This window comes from Pseudomonas sp. TH10 (genome assembly GCF_016651255.1).
Taxonomy (GTDB): domain Bacteria; phylum Pseudomonadota; class Gammaproteobacteria; order Pseudomonadales; family Pseudomonadaceae; genus Aquipseudomonas.
On sequence record NZ_JAEKEG010000069.1, the window covers coordinates 16,876 to 41,102 of the forward strand.

The 24,227-nt window shown below is 53.9% G+C and carries 21 protein-coding genes and 3 pseudogenes; 8 read left to right on the forward strand and 16 right to left on the reverse strand.

Annotated features, from left to right (window positions below; genetic code table 11):
* Positions 1 to 13 precede the first annotated feature (13 nt).
* From JFT80_RS11080 to JFT80_RS11100, 5 genes are all read right to left on the reverse strand, one after another.
* On the reverse strand, positions 14 to 1,456 hold the full coding sequence (locus JFT80_RS11080) for an ATPase domain-containing protein (RefSeq protein ID WP_201147909.1): 1,443 nt from the start codon (positions 1,454 to 1,456) through the stop codon (positions 14 to 16).
* 162 nt (positions 1,457 to 1,618) lie between these two features.
* On the reverse strand, positions 1,619 to 3,784 hold the full coding sequence (locus JFT80_RS11085) for a TonB-dependent siderophore receptor (RefSeq protein ID WP_242482883.1): 2,166 nt from the start codon (positions 3,782 to 3,784) through the stop codon (positions 1,619 to 1,621).
* Between the two features lie 209 nt (positions 3,785 to 3,993).
* Positions 3,994 to 4,275: a DUF2946 family protein gene (locus JFT80_RS11090; protein ID WP_307833072.1), complete on the reverse strand. Its 282-nt coding sequence runs from the start codon at positions 4,273 to 4,275 to the stop codon at positions 3,994 to 3,996.
* Between the two features lie 141 nt (positions 4,276 to 4,416).
* Positions 4,417 to 4,905, reverse strand: coding sequence for a copper chaperone PCu(A)C (locus tag JFT80_RS11095; RefSeq protein ID WP_122840578.1), 489 nt, complete (start codon positions 4,903 to 4,905; stop codon positions 4,417 to 4,419).
* The gene (locus tag JFT80_RS11100) at positions 4,905 to 5,510 is read right to left on the reverse strand and encodes an SCO family protein (protein WP_163019502.1); all 606 of its coding nucleotides are present in this window, start codon (positions 5,508 to 5,510) and stop codon (positions 4,905 to 4,907) included. Before JFT80_RS11100 ends, JFT80_RS11095 begins: the two co-directional genes overlap by 1 nt.
* A 253-nt stretch (positions 5,511 to 5,763) precedes the next feature.
* On the opposite strand from JFT80_RS11100, the pseudogene JFT80_RS11105 reads away from it, so the two are divergent.
* Positions 5,764 to 6,120 (forward strand): annotated as a pseudogene (locus JFT80_RS11105) (response regulator transcription factor); the annotation flags it as partial.
* A gap of 87 nt (positions 6,121 to 6,207) precedes the next feature.
* On the opposite strand, the gene JFT80_RS11110 reads toward JFT80_RS11105, so the two are convergent.
* Positions 6,208 to 6,657 carry a PTS sugar transporter subunit IIA gene (locus tag JFT80_RS11110; RefSeq protein ID WP_201147890.1) on the reverse strand — a complete coding sequence of 150 codons (450 nt, stop codon included), beginning with the start codon at positions 6,655 to 6,657 and terminating at the stop codon, positions 6,208 to 6,210.
* Positions 6,658 to 7,211: 554 nt separating this feature from the next.
* Positions 7,212 to 7,826: an NADPH-dependent F420 reductase gene (locus JFT80_RS11115; protein WP_242482884.1), complete on the reverse strand. Its 615-nt coding sequence runs from the start codon at positions 7,824 to 7,826 to the stop codon at positions 7,212 to 7,214.
* A gap of 122 nt (positions 7,827 to 7,948) precedes the next feature.
* Between JFT80_RS11115 and JFT80_RS11120 the strand changes: the two genes are divergently transcribed.
* A complete protein-coding gene (locus JFT80_RS11120) occupies positions 7,949 to 8,848 on the forward strand; it encodes a LysR family transcriptional regulator (RefSeq protein ID WP_201147891.1) in 900 nt (299 codons plus the stop codon).
* 50 nt (positions 8,849 to 8,898) lie between these two features.
* On the opposite strand, the gene JFT80_RS11125 is transcribed toward JFT80_RS11120, so the two are convergent.
* A complete protein-coding gene (locus tag JFT80_RS11125) occupies positions 8,899 to 9,975 on the reverse strand; it encodes a LysR family transcriptional regulator (protein ID WP_242482885.1) in 1,077 nt (358 codons plus the stop codon).
* On the opposite strand from JFT80_RS11125, the gene JFT80_RS11130 reads away from it, so the two are divergent.
* Positions 9,974 to 10,990, forward strand: a complete 1,017-nt coding sequence (locus JFT80_RS11130) for an aldo/keto reductase (RefSeq protein WP_201147892.1) — start codon at positions 9,974 to 9,976, stop codon at positions 10,988 to 10,990. The two genes, JFT80_RS11125 and JFT80_RS11130, sit on opposite strands and share 2 nt — an antisense overlap.
* A gap of 69 nt (positions 10,991 to 11,059) precedes the next feature.
* Here the strand turns inward: JFT80_RS11130 and JFT80_RS11135 are convergent, their stop codons facing one another.
* From JFT80_RS11135 to JFT80_RS11155, 5 genes and pseudogenes are all read right to left on the reverse strand, one after another.
* A complete protein-coding gene (locus tag JFT80_RS11135) occupies positions 11,060 to 11,506 on the reverse strand; it encodes a PAS sensor domain-containing protein (protein ID WP_045058345.1) in 447 nt (148 codons plus the stop codon).
* 144 nt (positions 11,507 to 11,650) lie between these two features.
* Positions 11,651 to 12,211 (reverse strand): GTP cyclohydrolase I FolE, encoded by a 561-nt coding sequence (gene folE, locus JFT80_RS11140; protein ID WP_122840571.1) that lies wholly within the window; start codon positions 12,209 to 12,211, stop codon positions 11,651 to 11,653.
* A 91-nt stretch (positions 12,212 to 12,302) separates the two neighbouring features.
* Positions 12,303 to 12,767, reverse strand: coding sequence for a thiol-disulfide oxidoreductase DCC family protein (locus JFT80_RS11145; protein WP_201147893.1), 465 nt, complete (start codon positions 12,765 to 12,767; stop codon positions 12,303 to 12,305).
* 194 nt (positions 12,768 to 12,961) lie between these two features.
* A complete protein-coding gene (locus JFT80_RS11150) occupies positions 12,962 to 13,873 on the reverse strand; it encodes a magnesium transporter CorA family protein (protein ID WP_201147894.1) in 912 nt (303 codons plus the stop codon).
* Positions 13,874 to 13,876: 3 nt separating this feature from the next.
* Positions 13,877 to 15,456 (reverse strand): annotated as a pseudogene (locus JFT80_RS11155) (RimK family protein).
* Positions 15,457 to 15,550: 94 nt separating this feature from the next.
* Between JFT80_RS11155 and JFT80_RS11160 the strand changes: the two are divergent.
* Positions 15,551 to 16,645, forward strand: coding sequence for a GNAT family N-acetyltransferase/peptidase C39 family protein (locus JFT80_RS11160; protein ID WP_122840567.1), 1,095 nt, complete (start codon positions 15,551 to 15,553; stop codon positions 16,643 to 16,645).
* Positions 16,646 to 16,763: 118 nt separating this feature from the next.
* Here the strand turns inward: JFT80_RS11160 and JFT80_RS11165 are convergent, their stop codons facing one another.
* Genes JFT80_RS11165 through JFT80_RS11175 form a run of 3 tightly spaced genes read right to left on the reverse strand, consistent with a single transcriptional unit; the run spans position 16,764 to position 19,793 of the window.
* Entirely contained in the window at positions 16,764 to 17,564 is an 801-nt protein-coding gene (locus tag JFT80_RS11165; RefSeq protein ID WP_225570062.1) for an ABC transporter ATP-binding protein, read from the reverse strand.
* Positions 17,561 to 18,637 carry an iron ABC transporter permease gene (locus JFT80_RS11170; RefSeq protein WP_201147896.1) on the reverse strand — a complete coding sequence of 359 codons (1,077 nt, stop codon included), beginning with the start codon at positions 18,635 to 18,637 and terminating at the stop codon, positions 17,561 to 17,563. The genes JFT80_RS11165 and JFT80_RS11170 overlap by 4 nt, the downstream gene beginning before the upstream one ends.
* Before the next feature lie 13 nt (positions 18,638 to 18,650).
* Positions 18,651 to 19,793 (reverse strand): ABC transporter substrate-binding protein, encoded by a 1,143-nt coding sequence (locus JFT80_RS11175; RefSeq protein WP_122840564.1) that lies wholly within the window; start codon positions 19,791 to 19,793, stop codon positions 18,651 to 18,653.
* Positions 19,794 to 20,100: 307 nt separating this feature from the next.
* Between JFT80_RS11175 and JFT80_RS11180 the strand changes: the two are divergent.
* The 4 genes and pseudogenes from JFT80_RS11180 to JFT80_RS11195 all read left to right on the forward strand — a co-directional run bounded on the left by JFT80_RS11180 (position 20,101) and on the right by JFT80_RS11195 (position 24,173).
* Positions 20,101 to 21,304: pseudogene (locus tag JFT80_RS11180) on the forward strand (GGDEF domain-containing protein).
* A gap of 277 nt (positions 21,305 to 21,581) precedes the next feature.
* Positions 21,582 to 22,361: an EAL domain-containing protein gene (locus tag JFT80_RS11185; RefSeq protein ID WP_201147897.1), complete on the forward strand. Its 780-nt coding sequence runs from the start codon at positions 21,582 to 21,584 to the stop codon at positions 22,359 to 22,361.
* 160 nt (positions 22,362 to 22,521) lie between these two features.
* Positions 22,522 to 22,887, forward strand: a complete 366-nt coding sequence (locus tag JFT80_RS11190; RefSeq protein ID WP_122840561.1) for a PAS domain-containing protein — start codon at positions 22,522 to 22,524, stop codon at positions 22,885 to 22,887.
* Positions 22,884 to 24,173, forward strand: a complete 1,290-nt coding sequence (locus JFT80_RS11195) for a sensor domain-containing diguanylate cyclase (protein WP_163019499.1) — start codon at positions 22,884 to 22,886, stop codon at positions 24,171 to 24,173. Before JFT80_RS11190 ends, JFT80_RS11195 begins: the two co-directional genes overlap by 4 nt.
* Positions 24,174 to 24,227: the final 54 nt, after the last annotated feature.

Here is a 24,227-nt window from a genome sequence, read left to right on the forward strand (position 1 = left end):
CCCGCTCATAAGCTTAAGACGTTGAACCGGGAGATGACTCAGTAGGTACTGATGGTTCATGTCTTGAAGCCTTTTTCAGGAAAACATCATGATCACGGATGACGACTTCAAATCGAGAGGGATCGTAAGAGCTGTCTCTTACTTTAAGAATGGATAGCGTCCTGCTTAGTTCAGAGTGATTCTCAGAGAACCTCATCAGCATCAGGTTGTCGACGATGCTGGACAGGTCAGAGTTTGGTGCGCTGACCTCGGAGCCAAAAAGATCGCGCATTTCCCAGGAGGCAAATACCGTAACGCCCCTGGATCGCAGCTCGTTCATCAAGGCGCTCAAGAAGTCAGTAATCCGCGCCGGATTTGTCGAGACTCTTGTCATGCCGTTAAGGCTATCGATGAACACGCGCTTGATGCCCTTTTCTTCAACCAGACTCAGCAGTCGTGCGCCCAGTCCATCCAGCAGGCCTTCAGTAGTAGGCTGCCAGGCAATGCTCAGGGCGCCGCTGTCTTCCATACCTTTGATATCGATACCCAGTGATTGGCCTTTGAGTCGCAACCGTTGTGGGCTTTCGTAGAAACCAAAATGCAGGCCCGGGTTTTCCACGGTCGACTCTGCCAAAAATTTGAGACCAAGGGTTGTTTTACCAATCCCCGAGGGGCCCATGACCAGAGACACACTCGAACTGTAAAGACCTCCGCCCAATATGCCGTCCAGCGACTCGATGCCACTGGCAATACGCGTCATGTCGGCGCTGTCGGGGGCGGACGGGTGGCTGTAGAGACTTTCGAGTCGGGGGTATACCACTAATCCGTTGTCGGTAATCTCACACTCATGAAGCCCTGTCATTGCTCCACTGCCGCGAGTTTTACGCAGTTGGATACGACGCACTGAGCGAGTGCCATAGAGCTCCTCACCCATCTCAATCACGCCATCAACCATGGTGTGCTCAGGGCTGCCGTCATCGAGTCGGGAGCTGGTAAGAAACAGTACGGTGCAACCGGCGAAAGCAGCGTGGCCTTGCAACTCCGAAATGAATTTCTTGGTGTCGATGTGTGAATCGGCTTTTGAGCGTGCGTTGAGCAAGCCGTCTACCACCATCACCGTGGCTTTCTGGCGGCTTATCTCGCGCCGCAGCAGCTTTACTACCTCACCCAGACCTTCGTTTTCCAGGGTGTCAAACGCGCTGACAAACTGAATGTCGGCGCCGACTTTGGAAGAGTCGAAAAAGCTCAGGGTAGAAAGAAACTGAAAAAGGCGGTCATGTGACTCGGCCAGCAGGGTGGCGACCAGAACCCGGCCTCCATTACTCGCGTGATGGAACCCGAGTTGGTTGGCCAGGATCGTTTTTCCAGACCCAGGGCGCCCCTGGATTATGTACGAAGCGCCTGCGACCAGCCCTCCCTTGAGCAGCGCGTCGAGACCTTCTATTCCACTTTGGAGGCGTTTTAGCTTTTCCACGATGCGACCCTGATCTGAAAAAACGGGCTGTTTAAGCCGAGTGGACTCAATGCTAACGCCATTTTAGCTCTGGAGCCATTTACGCCTGGAGCATGGTTGGCTAGCCGGCATGGAGCAACATTACCCCGACGCCAACCACAGCGCCATAACATCGCTGCACCTCGCTTAGAAGCGTGTATCCACTGCTATTTCGAAAGTTCGGGGTGCGCCCTGGTAATACAGGGTGCCGTACGCCTGCTTGGCATAGATTTCATCGGTCAGGTTGCGCGCGCGGGCGGTAACCGCCGTCTGTTCATCAACTTTGAAGCGGGCGAATGCGCCGTACAAAGTGTAAGAGGGCGCTTTCAACGTATTGGCGTTGTCGGCATAGACCGACGCCACGTAGCGCGCATCCATCCCTACCTGCCACGCCGGCACAATTTCGTAGGTCAGCCAGAGGTTTCCAACATGATTGGGCACGTTAGTCGGGGTGTTGCCTTTACGTGATACCGCCTGGCCGCCCACGTTCTCGGTAAACTCGTCGTACTGGGCATCGACGTAGGCGAAGTTAGCTTCCGCCATCAGCCTGGAGGTGACTTGCAGCTTGCCCGCCAGCTCGATTCCCTTTGAAGTCTGCTGACCGGCCTGCGTTGTATTGTTGATGTTGTCAGGGTCAGTGACCGAAAAGTCTTTACGAACGATTTGGTAAGCGGCGAGTGTTGCCGCGCCACGACCATCGAGGAAGTCGAACTTGCTGCCGACCTCAATCTGTTCGCCGGTGGTCAGGTCGGCGTTCTGCGCCTGGGAAAAGGTCGCCGAGGCCAGGTTGCCTCGCCGGCGGATCAGCGGCTGTGCTGTATTGCACGTAGACATTGAGTGCTGGAGTGAAGGCATAGACCAGACCGACCCGCCCGGTGACGGGTTCCCAAGTGCGCTCAAAAACGCCGGGCTGGTGGGAGTGACCGCGCCGTAGTTGTTCACCTCCATATGCAAGTGGTCGTAGCGCAGGCCGGTCAGGAGAGCCAGTTTATCCGTCAGTCCAAGGCGGTTTTCCAGAAAGCCAGCCAAGGTAGTGACCTGGTGCTTGCGCACTTTTTGTAAGCCGTTGTTGACGCCAGAGATGTCGTAAAAACTGCCGGGATCGAAGTTGTCCGGATCAACCGTATCGTATGGCGAACTCGAAAACTTGCTATTGGGGTACAACTTCTGCTGGTTTATCGAGTAGTCGAAGCCGGCAGACCACTGGCTGGTCATGCCGAACAAGGCGTTGTCGTGGCGCAATTCGAAGCGGTTACCGTCGACCTGTTGTTCATGCCGTTGCAGATAGGCAGAGCCGCGTCTCACCAAACTGTTATCGGTATTGTAGCGATAGTTCTCCAGGTTTCGATAATCACGCTGAGCGTCGTAGTGGTAGAGCGTATTTTGCAGGCTGGTGCTGTCGTTGACCTGATAATCGATGATCGAACGCACCCAGCGGACGCGCTGCTCGTAACGTCCATCGCCCACGTTATAGTTTTCAAAGCGTCGACTTTTGTCGATCTTCATGGTGTCGCCGACCGGGTTCAGAATCGGCGACCCCCAGTAGGGGCTCTCTTCTTTGTCTTCCTGGTATTCAAGCGCAAGGGTGTGACTGAGCTGCGGCGTCAGGTCACTGAGGATGGAGAACGCGGTGCTTGTGGAGTCGCGTTTATTGCGATCCATGTAGCCATTACTGCCGGTACGGCTGACATCCAGGCGAGCAAAGTGATGCGGATCCGCGCCGCTACTCAGGGCATGGTTGACCCCAAGCGAAAGCTCTGAGGAGTCATGGCTGCCATAGCGCACGCGGCCTTCGACTGCCTGTTCTTCCCGGCTGGCCAACTTGGTGATGTAGTTGATCGAACCACCCACAGCCCCGGCACCGTAGAGGAATGTAGACGGCCCCCCGATGAGTTCCACCCGATCATAAATCCAGGCATCCACCGGGCGTGTGGCACTGCTGTAGCTCATTCCGATGCCGTTGTAGAGCTGGGTGATTTGATTCTGAGTAAAACCACGGTAAGACACAAAGCCGCCGAAGCCCGGGTTTGCCGATGCATTGATCCCGGTCATGGAATTAATGACATCCTGAGTGTCCTTGGCGCCGCGTTCCTCAATGATCGAACGGTCTGCAACACTCACCGATGCGGGCGTTTCGCGGGCAGTCAGACCGAGGCGTGAACCGGTCTTGATTGGCTGGTCGAGAATTACGCCTGAGGGCTGTTCCTGGCGAGCGGAGATAGTAGTGGCCGGCAAGTCGAGGGCATTTTCTTCGGCCCAGGCCAGATTGCAGGCACCGATCATCAGCACCAACGAAGTGTTTCTTGTGTTCATGGACAACTTCCACGCAAAAGTGTGAGGGTCGTACCTGAAAACCCCTAAGGCTGCGCAAATGCACAGGCAGGCAATATCAGGCCGAGAGAGTCACTGCGAGTGAAGCGTCGGGAGATGCTCGAGGGTTGAGCGCAGGCCACACATAGCGTGGTGGTGGCTGCGCCAGGCTGCTTACGACTATCGGTCGCAGGGTGCCGCCTGGCACATAGTCAAGCGCCGAGGCCAAGGTGTTGATGGCCAGCGCGGCGGCAAAGGACGAACACAGGGGGCAGGGAAAACTGGGTCGCCAGATGTGGCGCAGGATCATCTGGATCGCTGGCATCCATATAGGGGCCGTGTTCGTTGCTGACAGAGCAAAAGCCGCCGTTCAATCCGCTCAAGCTCAGGGCGCCCATCTGCCCGTGATGAATTGCGCAGGCGAGCAGACTGAACAGGAGGCTGGCGTACAGCACCCATGCAATAGACGACAGGTCTTTGCGGGCAGTTTTCATGGGGGCGACTCTGGCACCGAGTTTTTTCAGGGGGAACAGTCGCCGGGGAGACGAATCGCCGCAGCTCGTTCCATGGCGCAACGTAACTTGGATCAGTGACGTTTTCCGGGTCAAACGTCACTGATTTTATTCTTCAGCTCATCAATTCATCTTGCTGTGATCGGGCATATTCAGTGCCCGTGCCGTTGCCTCAACCTTGATCGACTCCTTGGCGCCTGTGGCATTCTCAACCGTCAGCGTCAGCGGTACCTTGTCGCCTTCTTTGACCTGTTCAACCAGATCAATAAGCATAATGTGGTAGTTGTGGGGATCCAGTGTGACGGCTTTGCCAGCAGGCAACGCGACGAACTCAACTGGTTGCATGCTCATCACGTCGTTCTTCATGGTCGACTGGTGAATTTGCACGGTTTTAGCCACAGGTGACTGCGCACTGAGCAGCTTGCTGTCGCTGCCTGCCGTGATAGTCATGAACGCCCCAGTCGCCTGCTGCCCTGCGACTGTGGCGCGAACCCAAGCGTCGCCTACCTGCGTCTGGGCCGATACCTGACAAGCCAGGCCGAGGAGAGACAACCCGAGTACGACCTGTCTGACGCGTTGAGCAATGCTGGCTTGATTGAGAGTCGAGTTCATTAGCAGACCTCCATGACGGTGAGCAAATCTTCCGCACACTCTTGTGCAGAAAGCGAGTGAGACAATCCAAGGCGTAGCGTTCCCCTGGAGTCATAAACATAGCTCGTCGCGGTATGGGACAGGGTATATGTTGATCCGCTCGGGACTTTTTCGTAAAACACGCCGAACTCTTTGGCCGTAGCAGCCGTTTCTTCCAGTGTTCCGTAAAGTGCGACAAATGAAGGGTCGAAGGTTTTGACGTAGGCGTCGAGTACGGCAGGTGTATCCCGTTCGGGATCCAGTGTGATGAAGATGACCTGGAGGCGGTCACCATCCTTGCCCATCAGTTTCTTGATTTTTACTGCGCGAGCCAGGGCGGTGGGACAGATCGCCGGGCATTGGGTAAATCCGAAAAACACCATCGGCATCATGCCTCGATAACTCGAGAGCATTCTCACCTCGCCGTCAGTATCCTTTAACTTGAATGTGCGCCCAAGGATCTGATTGCTCAGATCTTTGCCGTATTTGTACGACAGCTCTCCTCTGGAATCGCAGCCGGTCAGGATGCCCAGACCGAGCAACCCCATACCAGCAACCACCTTGCGGCGAGTCAACAAAACACTCATGGATTAAGGCCTTTTGGATCGTCCAGCAGTTCAGTGAACCCTGTGGACGTATCATCTAAAAAATCCCATGGTATCAAAATGACGGTGATTGATACCGCCTGACTGGACGTTAGGTCATGCGTAGCCCAAATATGATGATTGAGCGCATGTGTCCTGCCAACCGAAGGTGAGTTGAAGAGTCTACCAATGCCTGTCGCCTTGTTAGTCTGCGACATTTTGGCGCAGGCGATGCCTTAAGCACATCCCCATGTAGGTGAGAGCCATGAAGGCGGGCGCTCTAGAGTTTTTGACGAAGCCGTTTCGCGAGCAGGACCTTCTCGACGCCATTGAACGAGGCCTGCGCCATGACCGCGAAAGGCGTGAGGCGGCCGCGGCTTTGAATGATTTGCAGGGTCGTCATGCCTGTCTCTCAGAAGGAGAGCGTGATGTCATGAACCTGGTGGTCACCGGGCTGTTGAATAAACAGATCGCCGCAAGGCTGGGCGTCAGCGAAGTCACTGTGAAGGTACGGCGCGGCGCCTTGATGCGCAAGATGAAAGCCGACTCCCTCGCCGAACTGGTCAAGTTGTCCGAACGTCTTAAGGAGGGCGGTCGCCAGAAAAATTTTTAGGCAGCGATGGGAAAAAAGAACTGCAACGCCTTATTCCCCACCGACTCATAATCTCTTGAGCCTTAAGTTGCGAGGGTTTTATGCTGATCAACTACGATCAAGAAGACTCATGATTTCCTGTTCATTTTCACACTGATCAAGCTCTTCGCGAAAATTATGATCGGAGAACAAACGTGCGATTTCTGCAAGCAGATCGAGATGCAGAGGCGCTGCGGGGGCGGGCACGAGAAGCACAACAATATCGGAAACCGGCTTTCTGTCGGAAGCATTAAAAGCCATAGGGCCCCTCGGCCGTAGATAAAGTGCATGAATCGTATCAAGTTCACTCAACCTCGCATGAGGTACCGCCACTCCATCCCCTAAGCCGGTGCTGCCCGCCTGCTCTCGTCGTAAAAGACTGGTCGTAACGCAGTGCCGAGGCAATTTATGTGTCTGTTCCATATGCTGGCCAACAAGTTCAAACAGTCCTGACTTATTAGGTACATCTACTCCGAGCAGGATGTCATTAACAGAGAGGTGTTCGGCGAGCTTAACCATTTGCGTGTCTCCCACTTAATAATTCCCATCGTTTTTTGTGAATTTAGATCGTCTCCGGCGTGGAGCCGCGCGCCAGGCCCACCCGGCTGAACAATAGCGCTCCGAGTACTAAAAAGATGAAGTCCATGGCATTCTCCCCAGCAATGAAGGTAGCCTGTCTCGATAGATGGTAAATTGTCAAAAGCATTGGCAGCGAAAGAATAAAGATCTTATAAAGATTAAAGTGGCGTGGTTAAATCAGGGTAATTTTTTAGTAATGGATATTTTTCTTTGACCGGGCTTCACGTTGTCGCTTTTCCATCGGGGATTTCTGATAGTTAGTTTTGGTTGAGCGGTTACGGCTCAAATGCTCAAAAACAAAAGATGCCAATCCGAACAATCCAATAATTGAAATGATCATGATTCCCAAGTCTGAGCTGCTCATAATGTTCTTCCGTCGAAATGTATTCCGGAGGATAAAATATCTATGGCGGAACTCAAGGCGATCTACGATTTCTTTACGATTTTTTTGCTACTGCGCAGCCATCGCCAAAGAGGGTCACTCAGCTGTCCGATTATTGATATTTGACGATATTTTGAAGGATGAGCGCGCCGCCTAGCCCTAACAGTTTTCCTCCTTCATCGATCGTACCAAGCGATATCGGGGCGAAGCCCAACTGATCGACCAGTTCGGTAACGATAATGTTGGCATCTTGATCTCGGCTCCAAACAAACATCACTCTGCGCCCTCCATCCTGCGTAGGGTGTTCGGCTAATCGTGCGGCAGGAAGCTGATTGAAGGTTTTGACTACCCGGGCTCCCACGAATGAGGTGGCGACAACGTCGGTTGATGCTCGATCACCGAGTTCCTGGGGCGGCACTCCATATGTATTCATCGCATCGATGACGATCTTATCGCCCCAGCAAGCCATCTTCCGACCGATGTCCCGATGAGCGCTGAAAGGGATGGCCAGAATCACAATGTCCGCGCTCAAGGCCTGTTCGAGGGGCTGCGCAACGATGCTGTCGCCCAGCTCGAGGGTGAGGGCTGCAAGGCTGAGTGGACCTCTTGTGTTGGCAATCCCGACCGGGATGCCGCTTCGGGCGAACTGGCGGGCGAGGGCGCTGCCCACTTTGCCGGAACCAATGATGGAGTAAGTCATGCTCGAATCGAGGTGGAGGATTTGCATGATGAAGTCACCAGGGTCGTGTGAATGAAAAGCTCACGGACAAGATGACCTTGTTGGTTGAATCTTAAAAGACGGTATATTGAGATACGATGTATCTCTTTTAGAGATGGTCCGGAGGAAAAATGCTCGACGGCGTATCGCTTGATCAGCTAAGAACCTTCATCGCTGCGGTGGATGAAGGGAGTTTTTCGGCCGCCGCCAGAAAACTCAACAGAGTGCAGTCGGCTGTCAGTGGCTGGGTCGGCAGTCTGGAGGATCAAATCGGCGTGGTGCTTTTCGACCGCTCGGGACGTTTCCCCAAGCTGACGCCGCAAGGGGCACTGTTGCTTATAGATGCGCGCAATATCGTTTCCGGCGTGGATATTCTGAAAGCGCGGGCCAAACTCATGGCGTCCGGCCTTGAGCCGGAATTGTCTGTGGTCGTGGACGTGTTTTTCCCCACCTCAGCGATCACAGCCGTCGTCAAAGAGTTTGCCGAGCGCTTCCCTTTGACCCGCTTGAAGATTTTCGTAGAGGGCCTCGGTGCCGGCTATCAGCCGATACTGGACGGCCGTTGCAGCCTTGGCATCCTTGCATCGTTGCCCATAAATTTTCCCACACTGTCCAGCGAGCGCATTGGCGAATTTTCCCTGGTCATGGTCGCAGCCATCGATCATCCGTTGTCACGACTCAGTGGCAAAATCTCCAGGCGCGAACTTTCCACGCACATTCAGTTGGTGTTAACCGATCGCTCGGAAATGTTGGCAGGACAAGATTATGGCGTGATGTCGCCACTGACTTGGCGTTTGGCCGATCTTTCAACCAAGTACGCTTTTCTGAAAGATGGTGTGGGGTGGGGCAGTATGCCGTTGCACATGATCGAGCAAGATCTGGCGGACGGAACGCTGGTGATGCTGGATGTCGAGACTATCCCCAGAGACGGTGTAAAGATCGATATTTCTGCGGTTCATGCAACCAGCACATTGCCCGGCCCAGCCGGGCGGTGGTTGATAGATCGGATAAAAATCAGTCCGATTGGCTAGCGTTTCCGCTTCGATTAAAGATGATTTTGTGAGTTCGACAGGAGAAGAACTCAGCACGCTGCAGACGTGTGAAAAATTGCCTGCATCAGGTTTGGAAGGGATTGCTGTTCTCTTATAATGTTGATCAGTATATGCAGTGCTGGGTGATTATATTTACGACTACCGTAATATATATGGAATGGATCTTCCGCGGATGCGTGCTGGGGAAGTATCAATCTCAGTGTTCCAGACTTTAATTCCGGTGTTATTCGTGCTTCAAGCACATAGGCGATGCCCACGCCCGCTTTAGCGGCAGAGATAGTTGTGGCTGTATCATTGATGGTCACCAATCCTGGAACACGAATTTTCCTGCGCTCACCCTCAACCTGCAGCTCCCAGCGAAAGCTCGAGTTATCTCCCAAAAGTAGTTGAAGACAGGTGTGATGCTCCAGATCTTCTATGGTCATTGGCGCTCCGTGTTGCTCGACGTAGCCTGGCGAGGCCACCAAAACCCAGCGCTGAGGCCCGCTCAACGGCAATGCGACCATATCTTTCGGAACATGATGACCGTAGCGTATACCCGCGTCGTATCCCTCGGCCACAATATCAATAGGCCTGTTATCGACCACTACCGTTAGACGCACGCCTGGGCAGCGTCGGACGAATTCAGGGAGTGCTGGTGCGATCAGCAGATCGGCAGCATCTGCAAATACATTGAGACGAATCTCACCCAGATTGCCGACGCCTGGCGCTTCAAACGTTTCAAGCGCGGCGCCGATCTTGTTGAAGCCATCTTCCAGACGCTCCGCTAAATCCAGCCCCAAAAAAGTGGGCGATACGGCTCGACTTGTCCTGTTCAGTAATTTTGCGCCCAAGCGGTCTTCGAGCCGCCGTATGGCATGGCTCAAAGCCGAAGGAGTCAGGCCCAATTCTTTAGCTGCTGATTTGAAACTTCCCCATCGGACGATGGACAGGAAAACTTTCAGGTCTGCGAAATCGATGCGATTTTTCTGAGTCATAGATGATTCGGCTTCACTGACTGGATGAACTGATTTCAGTTTAGCCTGTGCGATTATCACCACCCCGTCAACGAACCGATGGCATCGCCAAACGACCGCGTGATTGGGAATATCCGCCAGTGGCGTCATGCAGGGCTCAGAGAAGAGGAATCAGATATGCATCACCGAGTCATTGGACGCACGGGCAGAAAAAGTCTCAGAAATTGGATTTGGTGCATGGGCCATCGGTGGAGCCTGGGGTGAGGTTTCCGAGTCCGATGCCAAAGCGGCACTTCACGCGGCATTTGATCAAGGCACGACGTTCATCGATACCGCAGACGTCTACGGTGACGGACGATCAGAGCGCATCATTGCAGATGTGATGAAAGAGCGAGGCGGGGATCGGCCCTTTATCGCGACGAAAGCTGGAAGGAGGTTAAATCCTCATGTGGCTGAAGGCTACACGCGAGCGAATCTGAACGATTTCGTAGACCGCTCCCTCCGAAATCTGCAAACAGATTGTCTCGACCTTGTTCAACTTCATTGCCCACCTACCGAAATTTACTATCAACCCGATGTCTTTCAGGTAATGGAGGACATGATTACCGCGGGGAAAATACGTCACTACGGCGTTTCGGTGGAAAAGGTCGAAGAGGCGTTGAAGGCTATCGAATACCCTGGTGTCGTTTCGGTTCAGATGATCTACAACATCTTCCGTCAGCGGCCCGCTTCTCTGTTCATGCACGAGGCTAAAAAACGTGGAGTTGGGGTTATCGTTCGCGTGCCTTTGGCTTCCGGCTTGCTAAGTGGAAAAATGACGAATGCTACTACTTTCGCTGCGGATGATCATCGCTTGTTCAATCGAAATGGCGAGGCGTTCGATAAAGGGGAAACCTTCGCCGGCGTACCCTTTGATGTAGCGCTGGAAGCCGTCGAGCGACTTCGGCCCTTAGTGCCGCAGGGCGTCACAATGGCGCAATTTGCATTGCGCTGGATTTTGATGGAGTCCGGGGTGACGACTGTCATCCCGGGGGCCAAGAATCCACAGCAAGCCAAAGCCAATAGTGATTCGAGTGACTTGGCGCCCATTTCTGACGAGTCGATGCAAGCGGTTCGTGACCTGTATGAATCGAAAATCTCCTCTCATGTGCACCACCAATGGTAATTCATTGACTTCAAACTTCATTGGTCTTGAAAGGAGCAGCGGGCATCAATTCATTAGACGCAGTCAGGCTTAGCGTCGCAATTGCGCCAATTGTTCCTTTAATCGCGCCACTTCACTTTCAAGTTCACGGACTCGCTCGCGAGCCTCAACCTCAACGCTGACGTCCTTCTGGATACCGATGAAGTACGTCAGTTGATCTGCGTCGTTAAACACAGGGGTAATCGACAGTTCGTTCCAGAAAGCGCTGCCATCCTTGCGATAGTTGCGGATGATTTGCCGGCAGGGGTGAAAGTTCTTTATTGCCTCCCGGATTGTAGCCAGGCCGCTTTGGTCGCGGTCATTGCCCTGAAGAAAGCGACAGTCCTGATAAAGGATGTCGTCAACACCGTAGCCCGTCAGGCGCTGGAAGGCGGGGTTGGCGTAGATCAGTATGTTCTCGTCGCCTTCCTGCTCTGCTACCACGATGCCATCGTTGGATGCTTCAACCATCAGTTGCAGCAGTTCTGCATTGATCATTTTCTGAGCCCCAGTGAATGTCACATCATTTTAGGACAACTTGGGGTTTCAAAATGCTTTCGACACAATTCGACAGCATTCCCATGACTGACCAAGGCGCCGCCAGCAAGAAAGGTATGCGCGGAAAGGCGCGACCTTTTGGTGTCAAGCTGGTCGCCCGATCAGTTGCAGGAACTCGTGGCGCGTAGCGGACGACTCGCGAAAGGCGCCCAGCATCACTGATGAGGTCATCACCGAGTTTTGCTTCTCCACGCCTCGCATCATCATGCACATGTGCTTGGCCTCTATGACCACAGCCACGCCGGCGGCATCGGTGATGTGCTGAATGGCGTCGGCAATTTGTTTTGTGAGGTTTTCCTGAATCTGCAAGCGGCGGGCAAACATATCAACCACTCGTGCAACCTTCGACAGCCCCAGTACCCTTCCGGTGGGGATGTATGCGACGTGAGCCTTGCCGATGAAGGGCAGCATGTGATGCTCACACAGTGAATACAGTTCGATATCACGCACGATGACCATTTCATCGTTTAGCGATTCGAACAGTGCACCATTGATCACTTCTTCAAGGCTCATGGTGTAGCCGTTACACAGGTATTGCATTGCCTTGGCTGCGCGTTTGGGCGTGTCCAGCAATCCTTCACGCTCAGGGTTCTCGCCGACGCTGACGAGAATTTCACGGTAGTGCTCGGCTAATGATGGGTTCATTTCTATTCCTCGCAGCCATGCTGCGGTTCATGTGACGGCCATCCTTGGCTTTAGGGGCGTTCGGGCTGGGGAAGAACCTGAGCGAAGCATTCTAGGGCTGCTTAATTTTGCAGGTGAGATGCTCGTCGGGTTCGGGTTTTGATGCCGGCATTGTGCAAGAGCTGTCGACGCATCGACGGCGACCATCCGGATGAGGCAACCAGGCCAAATGGGGGCGTAATCGGCAGAAGAGGCGATAACCCACGGCGAGCAGAGGGCGGATTGCACGCCATGTCAGTGGCGTTGCCCAGAACCCCAGGCCGGCGGCTCGCCAGCTCCATAGAGTGGCGTCCAGTCCGGTTAACCAGCGGCCATCGGCAAAACGGGCATGCAGCGAGGACTGCATTTGCTCGAGCGTGAACCCGAGTGTCCTGGCGTCGAATGCATCACTGCTGATGTCTACAAACAGCAGTCGACTCTCTACGGCGTGTCGCTGCAGGATCTTGATTTCGCGCGCGCACAGCGGGCATGTACCGTCGAAGTACAGCGTCAGTGGCCAATGCTCTTTATTGTACATTGATGGTTATCTTGTATAGGTCTTGTACAAGATAAGCTTAAAAAAACGAACTGACAATCGTGGGCATTCCTTTGCCGTGAAATTGGTCCGCCTGCCCGCCGGGCAGCGTTCAAAGTAGGGATCATAAGCGCAGCAACAGCGCTGCGAGCGGCGGGCGGCATAGTCCTGCTCGGTCCAACTTCAAGCGTGGCTCATCAAGCCACTCGCCGCAGTGCTGCGGCCATGCCGCCGCCTATCGAAGCCATGCCAACAACCAAACAGGGGAACGACACCCACCAAGGCGTCCCGGCGGTCATCATGCTGAACTCCGACATCCCACCAATGCTCGCAATCAGGTTCAGCGGCAAAAACACCACGTTGATCAACGTCAGTTTGCGCAGCAAATTGTTCATGCTGTTGTTCATCAGATTGCCACGCGCGTCGATCAGCCCGGAAAACACCGTGGAATAGATCTCTGCCTGCTTGTAGCACTGGTTGTTTTCGATGATCAGATCGTTGAGCGAGTCCAGCTGACTTGGGCCGAACCCGTGGCGCTGGCCATGGCTTCGAAGCAGGGCGAGTACCGCGCCATTGCTCTGAATGGCGTTCACGTAGTACACAAGGCTTTCGCTCAAATTGTACATCTGCACCAGTTGCTGGTTATCCATTGTGCGGCTGACTTGTTGCTGTACCTCGCGGGCCATCTGCTTGACAACACGCAGGTGGCCCAAATAGTGATGCACGCTTTCAGCCAGCAGCGCCATCAGCACATCCAGAGGGCCGCTCAGCGCTGAGTCGCTCTCCAAACCTGCTAGAAGTGAGTTGCTCGCGCAGATCACCACCAACCTCTGCTCGCTCAACACCACTCCGAACGACGACACATTGAACGCTCGGCCATCGAAGCTCTCCGGTCGCTTCCAGATCAGGAACAGATGGTCTGGCTTGATCTCGATTCGCGCTACTTCGTCCGGGTCCAGGGATGACTCCAGCGCCTGGGCGCCGATCCCCAATCGTTCCCGGAGCAGCAACTGCTCGCCGGCATCCGGTGCGACGCACAGCCAGACGCTGGCTTGATCGTCGGGCGCCTGGCACAGGTTACCTTCCTGAATGCTGTAGGCTTCGATCATCGCTTACCACGCCTGGCCGCGATGTTTGAGTTCCAGCCTCTGGATAAATGCTTGAAGCACCCGCCGATACAGCTCATCGCCTAAAACGGCGTCTTCGGTTCCTGCATCCAGGTTAGGGTTGTCGTTGACTTCAATCACCAACACCCGGTCACCGGCTTGTTTAAGGTCGACGCCATAAAGGCCGTTGCCGATCAGCCGTGCGGTGTCGACTGCAAGTTGCACAACCTCTGGCGGCGCTTGCTCGATCGGGACGGCCTTGCACATGCCGTTTATTTCACCTGGCACGGCTTTGTGGTTGTAGATTTGCCAATGCCCCTTGGACATGAAGTATTGACAGGCATAAAGGGCTTCGCCGTTAAGTACGCCTACACGCCAGTCATACTCCGTGTAGCAGTATTCCTGAGCGAGCAGCAGCACTGAATGCTCGAACAATTCCTGTGCTGCCGACGACAGCGCCTGCGCATCGGCGACTTTGATGACACCCCGCGAGAAGCAGCCGTCGGGAATTTTCAGTACAAGAGGAAAGCCCAACCGACGGCCTGCCTGCTCCAGTTCCTGAGGTCGATCCTTGTAGAGGATTTCCGTCGCTGGCATTCCCAGGCCGCGTCGCTTGAGCAGGTCAGTCAGGTACACCTTGTTGGTGCAACGAAGGATGGAAGATGGATCATCGATGACCACCAGGCCTTCACTCTCGGCTCTTTTGGCAAAACGGTAGGTGTGGTCGTCTACGCGGGTAGTCTCGCGAATGAACAACGCGTCGAATTCTGCCAGGCGCGCATAGTCTTTTTCTCGATAAGTTCGACATCGATGCCAAGCTGTTTGCCGGTTTCAATAAATCGCTCCAGCGCCAATGAATTGGAAGGTGGCAGCGCCTCGGCGGGATCTTGCAATATTGCCAGGTCGTATCGAGCCATCCGCTTGGACGCCGGTTGTCGCCAAGTGCGCCGATTGAAGGCATCCAGGGCGTTGGCAAAAACATGCTGTTGCTCATCACGCAGTTTGTGCAATGCACCGGGTTTTATTCCGGCGATCTGCCACGTCTCACCACGGCGAAATTCCACCAGCAAAATAGGGCAGGGGAATGCCTCAAAGAGCTGACGGCCAATCTCTTGCAGTGACTCAATGGTGGCTTTGCCAAAATACAATGACAGGGTAAAGGCTTCGGTATTGCCATAAGGATGGTTGGCCAGCGCCCGCTCCAGGGTGCGCTCAAGATCATCCAGACCCACCCCGTACAGCGCCTTGCGCGACAGCTCGCTGATGATGCGCACCGACGGGAATACCTTGTGCCCGCGCGCTTCTGCAAGCAAAGAGCAGTAGTAGCCTTGGCCCAGGTACTTGTAGTTGCGGCAGAGGTTGATCACTTGCGTGCGACCTGGGAGGTCGTCGCTGTGCTCAAGGTAATCCTGGGCAAGCATCAGGCTTTCACTGGGGAGGTAGCTGGCCCAGTCTTCCTTGCGTTCGACGAGGATCAGCAACTGGCTGCCTGAACGCCCCGTGCTGGGAGGCTCCTCGACGAGAGATATTGTGGAACGTTCCGATTTGTCCAATACTTCGTTCACGTTGGTTTGCACCGCTGACATGAGTAATCGATCCCTATTGAAGAACACGCCGCTTCAATAAATCACGGACATCCGGGTCTGTCCCGGTTCGTTACTCAAACATTACGGTGCCACCATGCTTTTTAACTTTCGCGTTGCAGCGACGGACGATATCGACGAATTGGTCGCGTTGGAACAGGAGTGTTTTACGCTTGATCGGTTGAGCCAGCGCAATTTTCATTGGATGGTCAGCCGTGCCAATAGTTGTTTGATTGTCGCCGAATGCCAGGAAGAACTGGCGGGATATGCCCTGTTGCTCTTTCATCGTGGCACATCACTCGCACGCCTGTATTCAATCGCTGTCAGTCAGGCATGGCGAGGCCATGGCCTCGGCCAGAGGCTGCTGGAAGAGGCACAAACGCGTGCGCTTTCCCGGAACTGCGCATGGTTGCGTTTGGAGGTCAGAGCCGATAATCCCGCTGCCATCAGCCTGTATGAGGCCAATGGATACCAGCGCTTCGCAGTCGTTGAGGACTACTACGAAGATCATGCCGAAGCGCTGCGTTACGAGAAGCGAATTCTCCATCAAGCTCCGTCGCCGACACGTCAAGTACCCTATTACCAACAGACCACCGAATTCACATGCGGCGCGGCCTGTCTGCTGATGGCTATGGCTGCCATCGAGACGAGCCGGCCAATGAGTCGCAAGGAGGAAATTCAGCTCTGGCGAGAGGCGACTACCATCTTCATGACCGCAGGACACGGTGGCTGCAGTCCTCAGGGCTTGGCTTTAGCTGCCTGTCGGCGCGGTTTTGAGGTGCGTCTGGTGGTTAGCCAACTTGGCTCGCTGTTTCTGGAGGGCGTACGCAGTCCGGAAAAAAAGGCCATCATGAAGCTGGTAGAAGACAGCTTTGCTGAGGATTTGGCGCAAGCGGGCGTCATACAGGAGCAGGCTTCCAATTTTGATATCCGCGCAGCACTTGTGGCTGGATTCAAACCAGTGGTACTGATCAGTAACTACCGATTCACCCGGTTGAAGGCCCCTCATTGGGTACTGATAACAGGGTGCGACGACGAGTTTGTGTATCTGCACGATCCGGATGTGGATCACAGCCGCCACCGTCAGAGCATCGATTGCCAGCACCTGCCAGTGAGTCACGAAGAGTTCATGCGCATGAGCACGTTTGGCTCTCGCCGAGTGCGGGCTGCCGTCATGCTGCGTGCACGTTAAAGGGATGCTCGTCGGGTGAAACGGTAGCGTTTTGCTGGCCGGGTGATTGTTGTTTGAAGACATCACTCGCACCCTCCATGCTGCGCGGGGTCTTTGGCTAGCAAACGGTAATCTGAATTTAATGGGCTGCTCGTTGTTCAGGCGTCAGTACAGATACTGGATAGATCGCGGTGAATGTCCCAGCGTCGACACTCAATGCGCGGCAATCGACGCCATAGACGTGCGCAAGGTTTTCCGGTGTCAACGTGGCGCCTGTCGAACCGCTGCAATGCACATGGCCCTGGTGCAGCATCATTGTGTCGTCGGCATAGCGACTGGCCAAATTCATGTCGTGGAAAATCGCCAGCGTGACGATGTTATGTTTGCGCGTATAGCTGCTGACAGCATCAAGTATCTGTAACTGATTGGCCAGATCCAGCGCAGAAGTCGGCTCGTCCAGTAGCAATAACCGGGGACTGCGAACAAGGGCCAAGGCCAGGGATATCATCTGCCGCTCGCCTCCAGACAGTTGCCCTGGCTGATGCTCGGAGAAACGTTGCAGGCCCAGCAGTTCGAGCATTTCAGCGGCCTTTCGTCGAGCATTCTGACTCGTCCTCCAGCCTCGTGTAGTGCCTTGTTGAGCCAGCAGGAGTAACTCATAGGTGGACAATCTAACGTCGAGACTGGCGAGGTCTTGCGCGACATAGCCAATCAGTTGAGCGCGGCGGGCAGGGGAAGCATCCATTAACGGGGTGCCGTTGATGGTGGCCGAACCCTGCGCCGGTACCAAGCCACACAGGCCTTTCATGAAGGTCGATTTACCAGCGCCGTTAGCGCCTAGTAAAGCGAGTGTGCGGCCGCCTGAAACTTCCATGTCCAATCCCTTGAGGATGGGCCTTCCGCGTAGTGTGACCCGGTAGTTGCTGGTGCAAAAACTCATCGGGACGTCAGCCTCCGGTCGCGCAAAATGAGGATGATGAAAAACGGCAAACCGATCAGTGAGGTCACCATGCCAATGGGTAGCACGGCGCCAGGCACGATGAGTTTGCTGGCGAGTGAAGCCAGGGTTACGAAGATAATCCCGCAGGCGATCGTTACACCGATGGTGAAGCGTTGATCTTCACCCACCAGCAGCTTCGCCATGTGAGGCGCCACCAAGCCCACAAAGCCGATCACGCCAACCACCGAGGTGACCGCACCGGCCAACAGTGCGGCCAGCAACAGCATGGTTGTGCGCAACCGACGCACTGGAATTCCGAACAACACGGCCTGTTCACCGAAGCTGCGCAGCGCGGTCAAAGCCCAGGCTTGTGCCAGCGCGAGCGGGATGGCCACCCCTGCGATCACTGCGCACATCGTGACTTTGTTCCAGGTGGCGTGCTGAAGCGAGCCCATCAGCCAGAACACGATGCTTTGTAGCTGATCGGTGCTCGCCACATACTGGACCAGGCCCAGCAGTGAACTGAACACAAAGTGCACGGCGATGCCGAGCAATGTGATGGCTTGCAGGCCAACGTGGCCGCGCGACAACACAAGGATGATCCCGACCGTCAGCAACGAAAAGAGGAAGGCGTTGGCGGTGACGACCAGGTCGGCCCCGAAGCCTGGCAACGCGTGGCCGAGCGACATATTGAACGCCAGTGCCAGCGACGCACCAAAACCGGCAGCGGACGAAATGCCTAGCGTGAAGGGCTCTGCGAGCGGATTGTCCAGTACAGTCTGCATCATCAACCCGGCCAGCGATAAGCAAGTGCCAGCCAGCACGGCCATCAGCGTCATCGGCATCCGCAGTTCCCAAAGGATTACACGTACGCTGGTATCCACACTGGAAGGATTAAGCAGTCCTGATACCGCTTCATTGAACGTCAGTGTGCCCGAACCAACAATCAGATCGGCAACGAACGCCATGACAGCGAATGCCAGCAGAATCATCAGCAGTGCACTGCGTCGCCATATGGTGATTGTGTAGCGAACCTGCGAGGAGGGCGCCGCAAGGCCGGTTGGCATCGTCATGGCCGGTCGGTACTCAATCATTGGCAGGTGCGCGCGAGTAAAGGATGGCGGGTACGGTTTTCAATCCGGTGAGTGCGAACAGGGCTGACAGGCTGTTGCTCGTGTCGATGCGTTTAGCACTGTCGGGATAGAACGCCTGATTCAGATACTCGAGCCCGAGGATGTTCCAGGAGCTCGCATAAAACTGGTGATAGATACCAAACACCCGGCCGTTCTGGCTGGCTTTCAACTGAGCAAAACCTGGACGCTCCTGCAACAGGCTCATAGAGCGATCGATCATGGGTTGTTTCACGCTGTCGCCGAAGCCGAACCCAGGCGCAACTGAGGTGTAACCAGGAAACTGCGAACCGGTCATCACGTAGACGTCTGGCTGTTTGCCGAGCACTGTTTCCAGTGTCACGTCACCGGTCGCGCCCGGCAGTAAGCTTGAGCCGAGATTTTGTCCGCCGGCGGCTTCGACCAACTTACCCCAGTACACATCGCCATGAGTGAAGCAGCATGCCGAGGCACCACTTTGTCCTGCTTTCGCTTCTACGAATACGACTGGCCTATGTGAATGTTGCTTGATGATTTGATCGATACTCGCAAGACGGCTTCGGTAGAAATCCAGGTAGGCCCGGGCCTCATTTTCGCGGTTAAGAACTCTCCCGAGCAGTTCGACGGTCTTCTGGCTGTTGGTCACCGGATCGAGGTCGCTGTCGACAAATATTACCGGGATCTTCAGCGCTGCCAGTTTCGACGCAACGCCGGCATTCTCCAGAGATGCCCGAGCACGGGTCTGAAACACCAGCAAGTCGGGATGCGCAGCCACGATGGCCTCTAAATTGAGATCGCCCTCGTCGCCGAACTTCATGTCGGTTGCCCGGTTAGCTGACGCTGGCCACTGATGCTCAAACACTTCCCAGGTGTTGGGGTCTGCGCGCTTGACGATGTTGTTCCAGGCCACAATTCTCTGGAACGGATCCTGACGGTCAAGCAGGGCCAGCGTAAACAGGTCTCGACCGTCCTGAAGGACGATGCGCTTGGGTTCTTGAAGGATTTCTACTTGGCGATTGGCAACATCAGTGACGGTGACAGGGTAGGTCGTTGCGTATGCAAAGGTCTGACCTGCCAGCATTAAACCAACGCTTGAGATGAAGCGCACGAGGTGCTGCATGAGGAAATCCGTAGCCGCTGAAGGAGGGTGCGCTTTTCGTAGGTGTTCATACGGGGTAATTCAAAAACGCCCGGCAAGGCTATGGGAATAAATCTCATTCGTGTATTAAGAATGTTTCATGCTGCCTGTTTTGATGGATGCGGTTTGGAAACCTGTGCTCGAAGACTTTTCGCCAGCCTAGCCTCCCTTGGCGACATCTGAGCCCGTCCTCGCTGACCACCGTCGTCCGACAAACAGATACTGGCAGTCCGCCATCTCAGCTAAACTCACGATCAGAGCTATTTCCAGCAGCGTCTTGTGAGACTCCATGATTGCCCATACCCCCACGCTTTTCGCCTGTGTCGCGTTAGTCGCGACGATCATGGCGTTTTGTCTGATTCTGGTCGGCCAGTTCAATCAGCGTGACGGTCTGCTCACCATTGGCTTTGGTTTATTGGCCCACGCCTTGGCCTACGTTGGCTACACCTTCTACGGTCATGCCCCATTATGGTTGACCTACGGTGCCGCCAACACATTACTCGCGGTGGCGCTGGCCTTCTATGGTGCCAGCCTGTTCCGGATTATCGAGTTGCCAGTGGCTTGGTGGCGGGTTTTCGCACCGGCTGTACTGATGCTGACGTTGATGGCAAGCCTGATCGAGACCCTGGAGCCGAGAATGCTCGCTGCCACTGGAGTGTTGATGGTGCAGTGCGCATTGATCATCTACTGGACTCGCCGCTACATTCCCGCTCAGGGCCGTGCACGGATGCTGTTGATCATTGGGGCGAGTATCAGCCTGATTGGCCTGGGCATGCGGGTGGTGGCTGTGCTAGGCGGGGGCTGCCGAGATGCGCTACGATGTCAGCAACCTCAAGCAGACTATCTCGGTCAGTATCGGTACGTTTACCGCGATGATGATCTCTCTCGGGCTTGTGCTGCTGTCCAAGGAGCGCAGTGAGTCATTACTCCAGCAAATGGCGCTGCGGGACGTTCTGACAGGCATTCTCAATCGTCGAGCTATCCTTGAGCAGTTTTCCAAAGACCTGGAACGTTCACGCCGAGAGAATGCTTATCTTGCTGTGGCCATGGTCGATATAGACCACTTCAAACAGATCAATGACGTCCATGGTCATCTGGCGGGTGATGAAGTGATTTGCCACTGCGTTAACCATCTGACCGAGCGTCTTCGTCATTCCGACAGTATTGGTCGTTATGGAGGCGAAGAATTCCTGGTGCTGCTGCCTGGTACGAGCCCCGAAGGAGCCGTGGCTGTGCTTGATCAACTGCGTGCCTCTTTGGCCGAGACACCTGCGCAGTTCGGTGACGCAAGTATTGCGGTGCGCATCAGTATCGGTGTTTGCTCTGTGATGCCAGATGACGGCGATACCACCGCCAGCCTGCTTGCCTGGGCGGATGCGGCGCTTTATGAGGCTAAGGGCTTGGGGCGCAATACGTTGCGACTGGCGCAGCCTTGTCGCCTGCGCAGTGCTGCGCCGTTCAGTGAGATTCCACAAACGACAGAATCGTCGTGATTCCACGTGCGACGCTTCTATAAATACAAAAGATCAGCGGGGCTTAAATAAGGGTAAGTGCCTAAGTTATAAACGTTTTTGACCTCGTTGTAGTGTTCTTAGGACTGAAAATCGTGCAGTTATTCGTAGGGGAGCGCCGTTATGCAAATAAACTGCTACAATCAAATTTCCTGGGTAATCCTTGCCTCGTCGAAAGTTAATCTCGTATTTATTTGAATGCTCAAAGTTTTGTTAGAACAGCTACGGTGGAAATGGTAGTTGATTTTTGGAGCGCGACGTGAAAACTTTTCCTGGCTCATTAACTTTGTCAGATGGATGCCAAGGTTGCAAAAACACTCGCGAACTTGATCTGGAATTTTCGTTCGCTTTTCAGCCAATTGTGGATGTGCGCGATCAATCGATTTTTGCACATGAGGCGTTGGTTAGAGGCATCAATGGTGAGGGCGCTCGGAAGGTGCTTGAGAAAGTAAACGATAATAACCTCTATCGATTCGATCAGCTTTGCCGCATGCGGGCTATTTTCACTGCCGCACAACTTGGCATGACTCAAAATCTATCAATTAACTTTCTGCCCGGCGCAGTTTACCGTCCAGAAATGTGCATTAGAAGCACATTGGATGCCGCGCGAACTCATGGCTTTCCGATCAGTCGGCTGATATTCGAGACAGTCGAAAGTGAATATATTGATAACAATCATCATCTGACCAATATTTTGCGTCAGTATCGTGAGTTCGGTTTTCAGACAGCAATTGATGATTTTGGCTCAGGTTATTCAGGGTTGAAGCTGCTCGCAGACTTTCAACCGGACCTTATAAAGCTTGATATAGAACTTGTGCGTAATATCCATCGCGATCGCTCCCGTCAGGCTATACTGCGTGGTGTTGTCGTGATATGTGCAGAGCTGGATATTAAAATCATTGCAGAAGGCGTCGAGCATGCCGAGGAGCGGGATTTTCTTGCCGACTGCGGAGTTTATCTGATGCAAGGGTTTTGGTTCGCCAGGCCGGCATTTCAAAAAATGGCTCAGATTGCTCCTGATGCCTGGCAAAAAGCGTAGATCGTGCAGATTATTACCGTGAAGCCGAACTCTTTTCAAGAGGATAATCTGCGGTCAGTGTAATGTTCTCATTAAATGCCAAAGGGGCACTATTGCTACGCGATTGTGTAGGGGGCGGGCGCCCAAGGCGTTTTAATTTAATTTTGCGAGTGAGTAGGAAATGAACCTGACGTTTGAAGAGGCTTCAATTGAATCATTGTTAGACGCGCCTGATGAACTGGATACTCTGAACTTCGGGATTATTGGCTTTGATGACGCTGCAAAAGTAGTCATTTACAATGCTTTTGAGGCCTCAAGCGCGGCCCTGCGCCAGGCACGCGTTGTAGGGAAAAATTTATTCTTGGAAATTGCTCCATGCTTGAATAACGCCATGGTCGCTCAAAGATTTGAGAATGAACCTGAGCTGGATGTGATCATTTCTTACGTTCTGGCACTTAGAATGCGGCCAATCCCCGTTAGAATGAGACTACTTAAGAAAATGGATAACGACACCCGCTTCCTATTGGTTGAATGGGCAAGAAAATGAACAGTATTGAGCAGGATGCTGACTCAATCGAGTCAGAATACGAAGCATTGCTCTCATTCATGTATCTATCACCTGTGGGATTGGTAAGAACCAATCCCACAGGTGTCATTGATATGCTAAATCCCATGGCAACACAATTGTTGATGCCGCTGGTCAAGTTTTCCGGACTTGAAAATCTGTTCGAAACGCTTTCTTCCGTGGCGCCTGAGTTACGTAACCTGGTAACAAGTTTTAGAGAGTCATGCGGGTCAATATGTGTAAGTCACAGAATTCACGTGTCGCCCGCATCGGAAGGGGGTGTTGTTCTAGCGTGTACGATTGTGAAAGTCAATAATGAGGTTCTGATAACGGTTTTGACTGATATCTCCTGCCAGGTTGCGACTGAAAGGCGACTAAGGCAGACCGACTCATGGCTGGATGCGATCTATACCATAGTCAATGATTTTGCAGTGCTCGGCCTGACTAAACAGGGAGTAATCAATAGCTGGAGCCCTTCGGCAGAGCGTTTAACAGGTTACACGGAATCCGAGGCTATTGGAGAGACGTTGCGCCGATTCTGTAACTTGCCAGTCGTGGATGTTGATGTTTTTGATGAACATCTCACGTTCGCACGTGAAGAAGGTTGGCATTCACGAGACTATCTGTGCCAACACAAATCAGGACGCACTTTTTTTGCTCAAACCATGATCGCCGTTCTACGCGAAGAACATGACGAGTTTTCCGGCTATACCGTTGTGTGTCGAGATATCACCGAGCGGAAGGTGTCGAGTGACAACCTGGCCAACTTACTCACCAAAGACCATCTCACGGGCGCAGTTAATCGCGCTCACTTTTTCAACTTGGCGGAGAAAGAGTTTGCTCGGGCAAGCCGATACGGCCACTCAGTATCGATCATCATGCTGGACGCTGATCACTTCAAACATGTGAATGATAGTTGGGGGCATCCCATGGGTGACGAGGTTCTCAAGTCTATCGTTAAAATCGCCGAGGGCGTTCTTCGGCCCGGAGATACTATCGCCAGGTTTGGAGGCGAAGAGTTTGCCATTATGTTGCCTAAGAGCAATAGCCTCGAGGCTTCAGTCGTTGCGGAGCGACTCAGGAGCAGCATTGAAGCATCTAGTGTAAACGCAGCCGGTGGGGAAATAAAAATCACTGTCAGTATCGGGTGTGCCTCAATGAGTGAATCGCGATCCACTCTCAAGCAGTTGTTGGTCTCGGCAGATGCCGCGCTCTACCGCGCAAAATCCAAGGGTAGAAACTGTATAATTGATATCGATGACTTCTAATGGTCGGAATCATGTGTCTCCATGCCGCGATCTTCGCCCCGGTGTGGTTGAGCC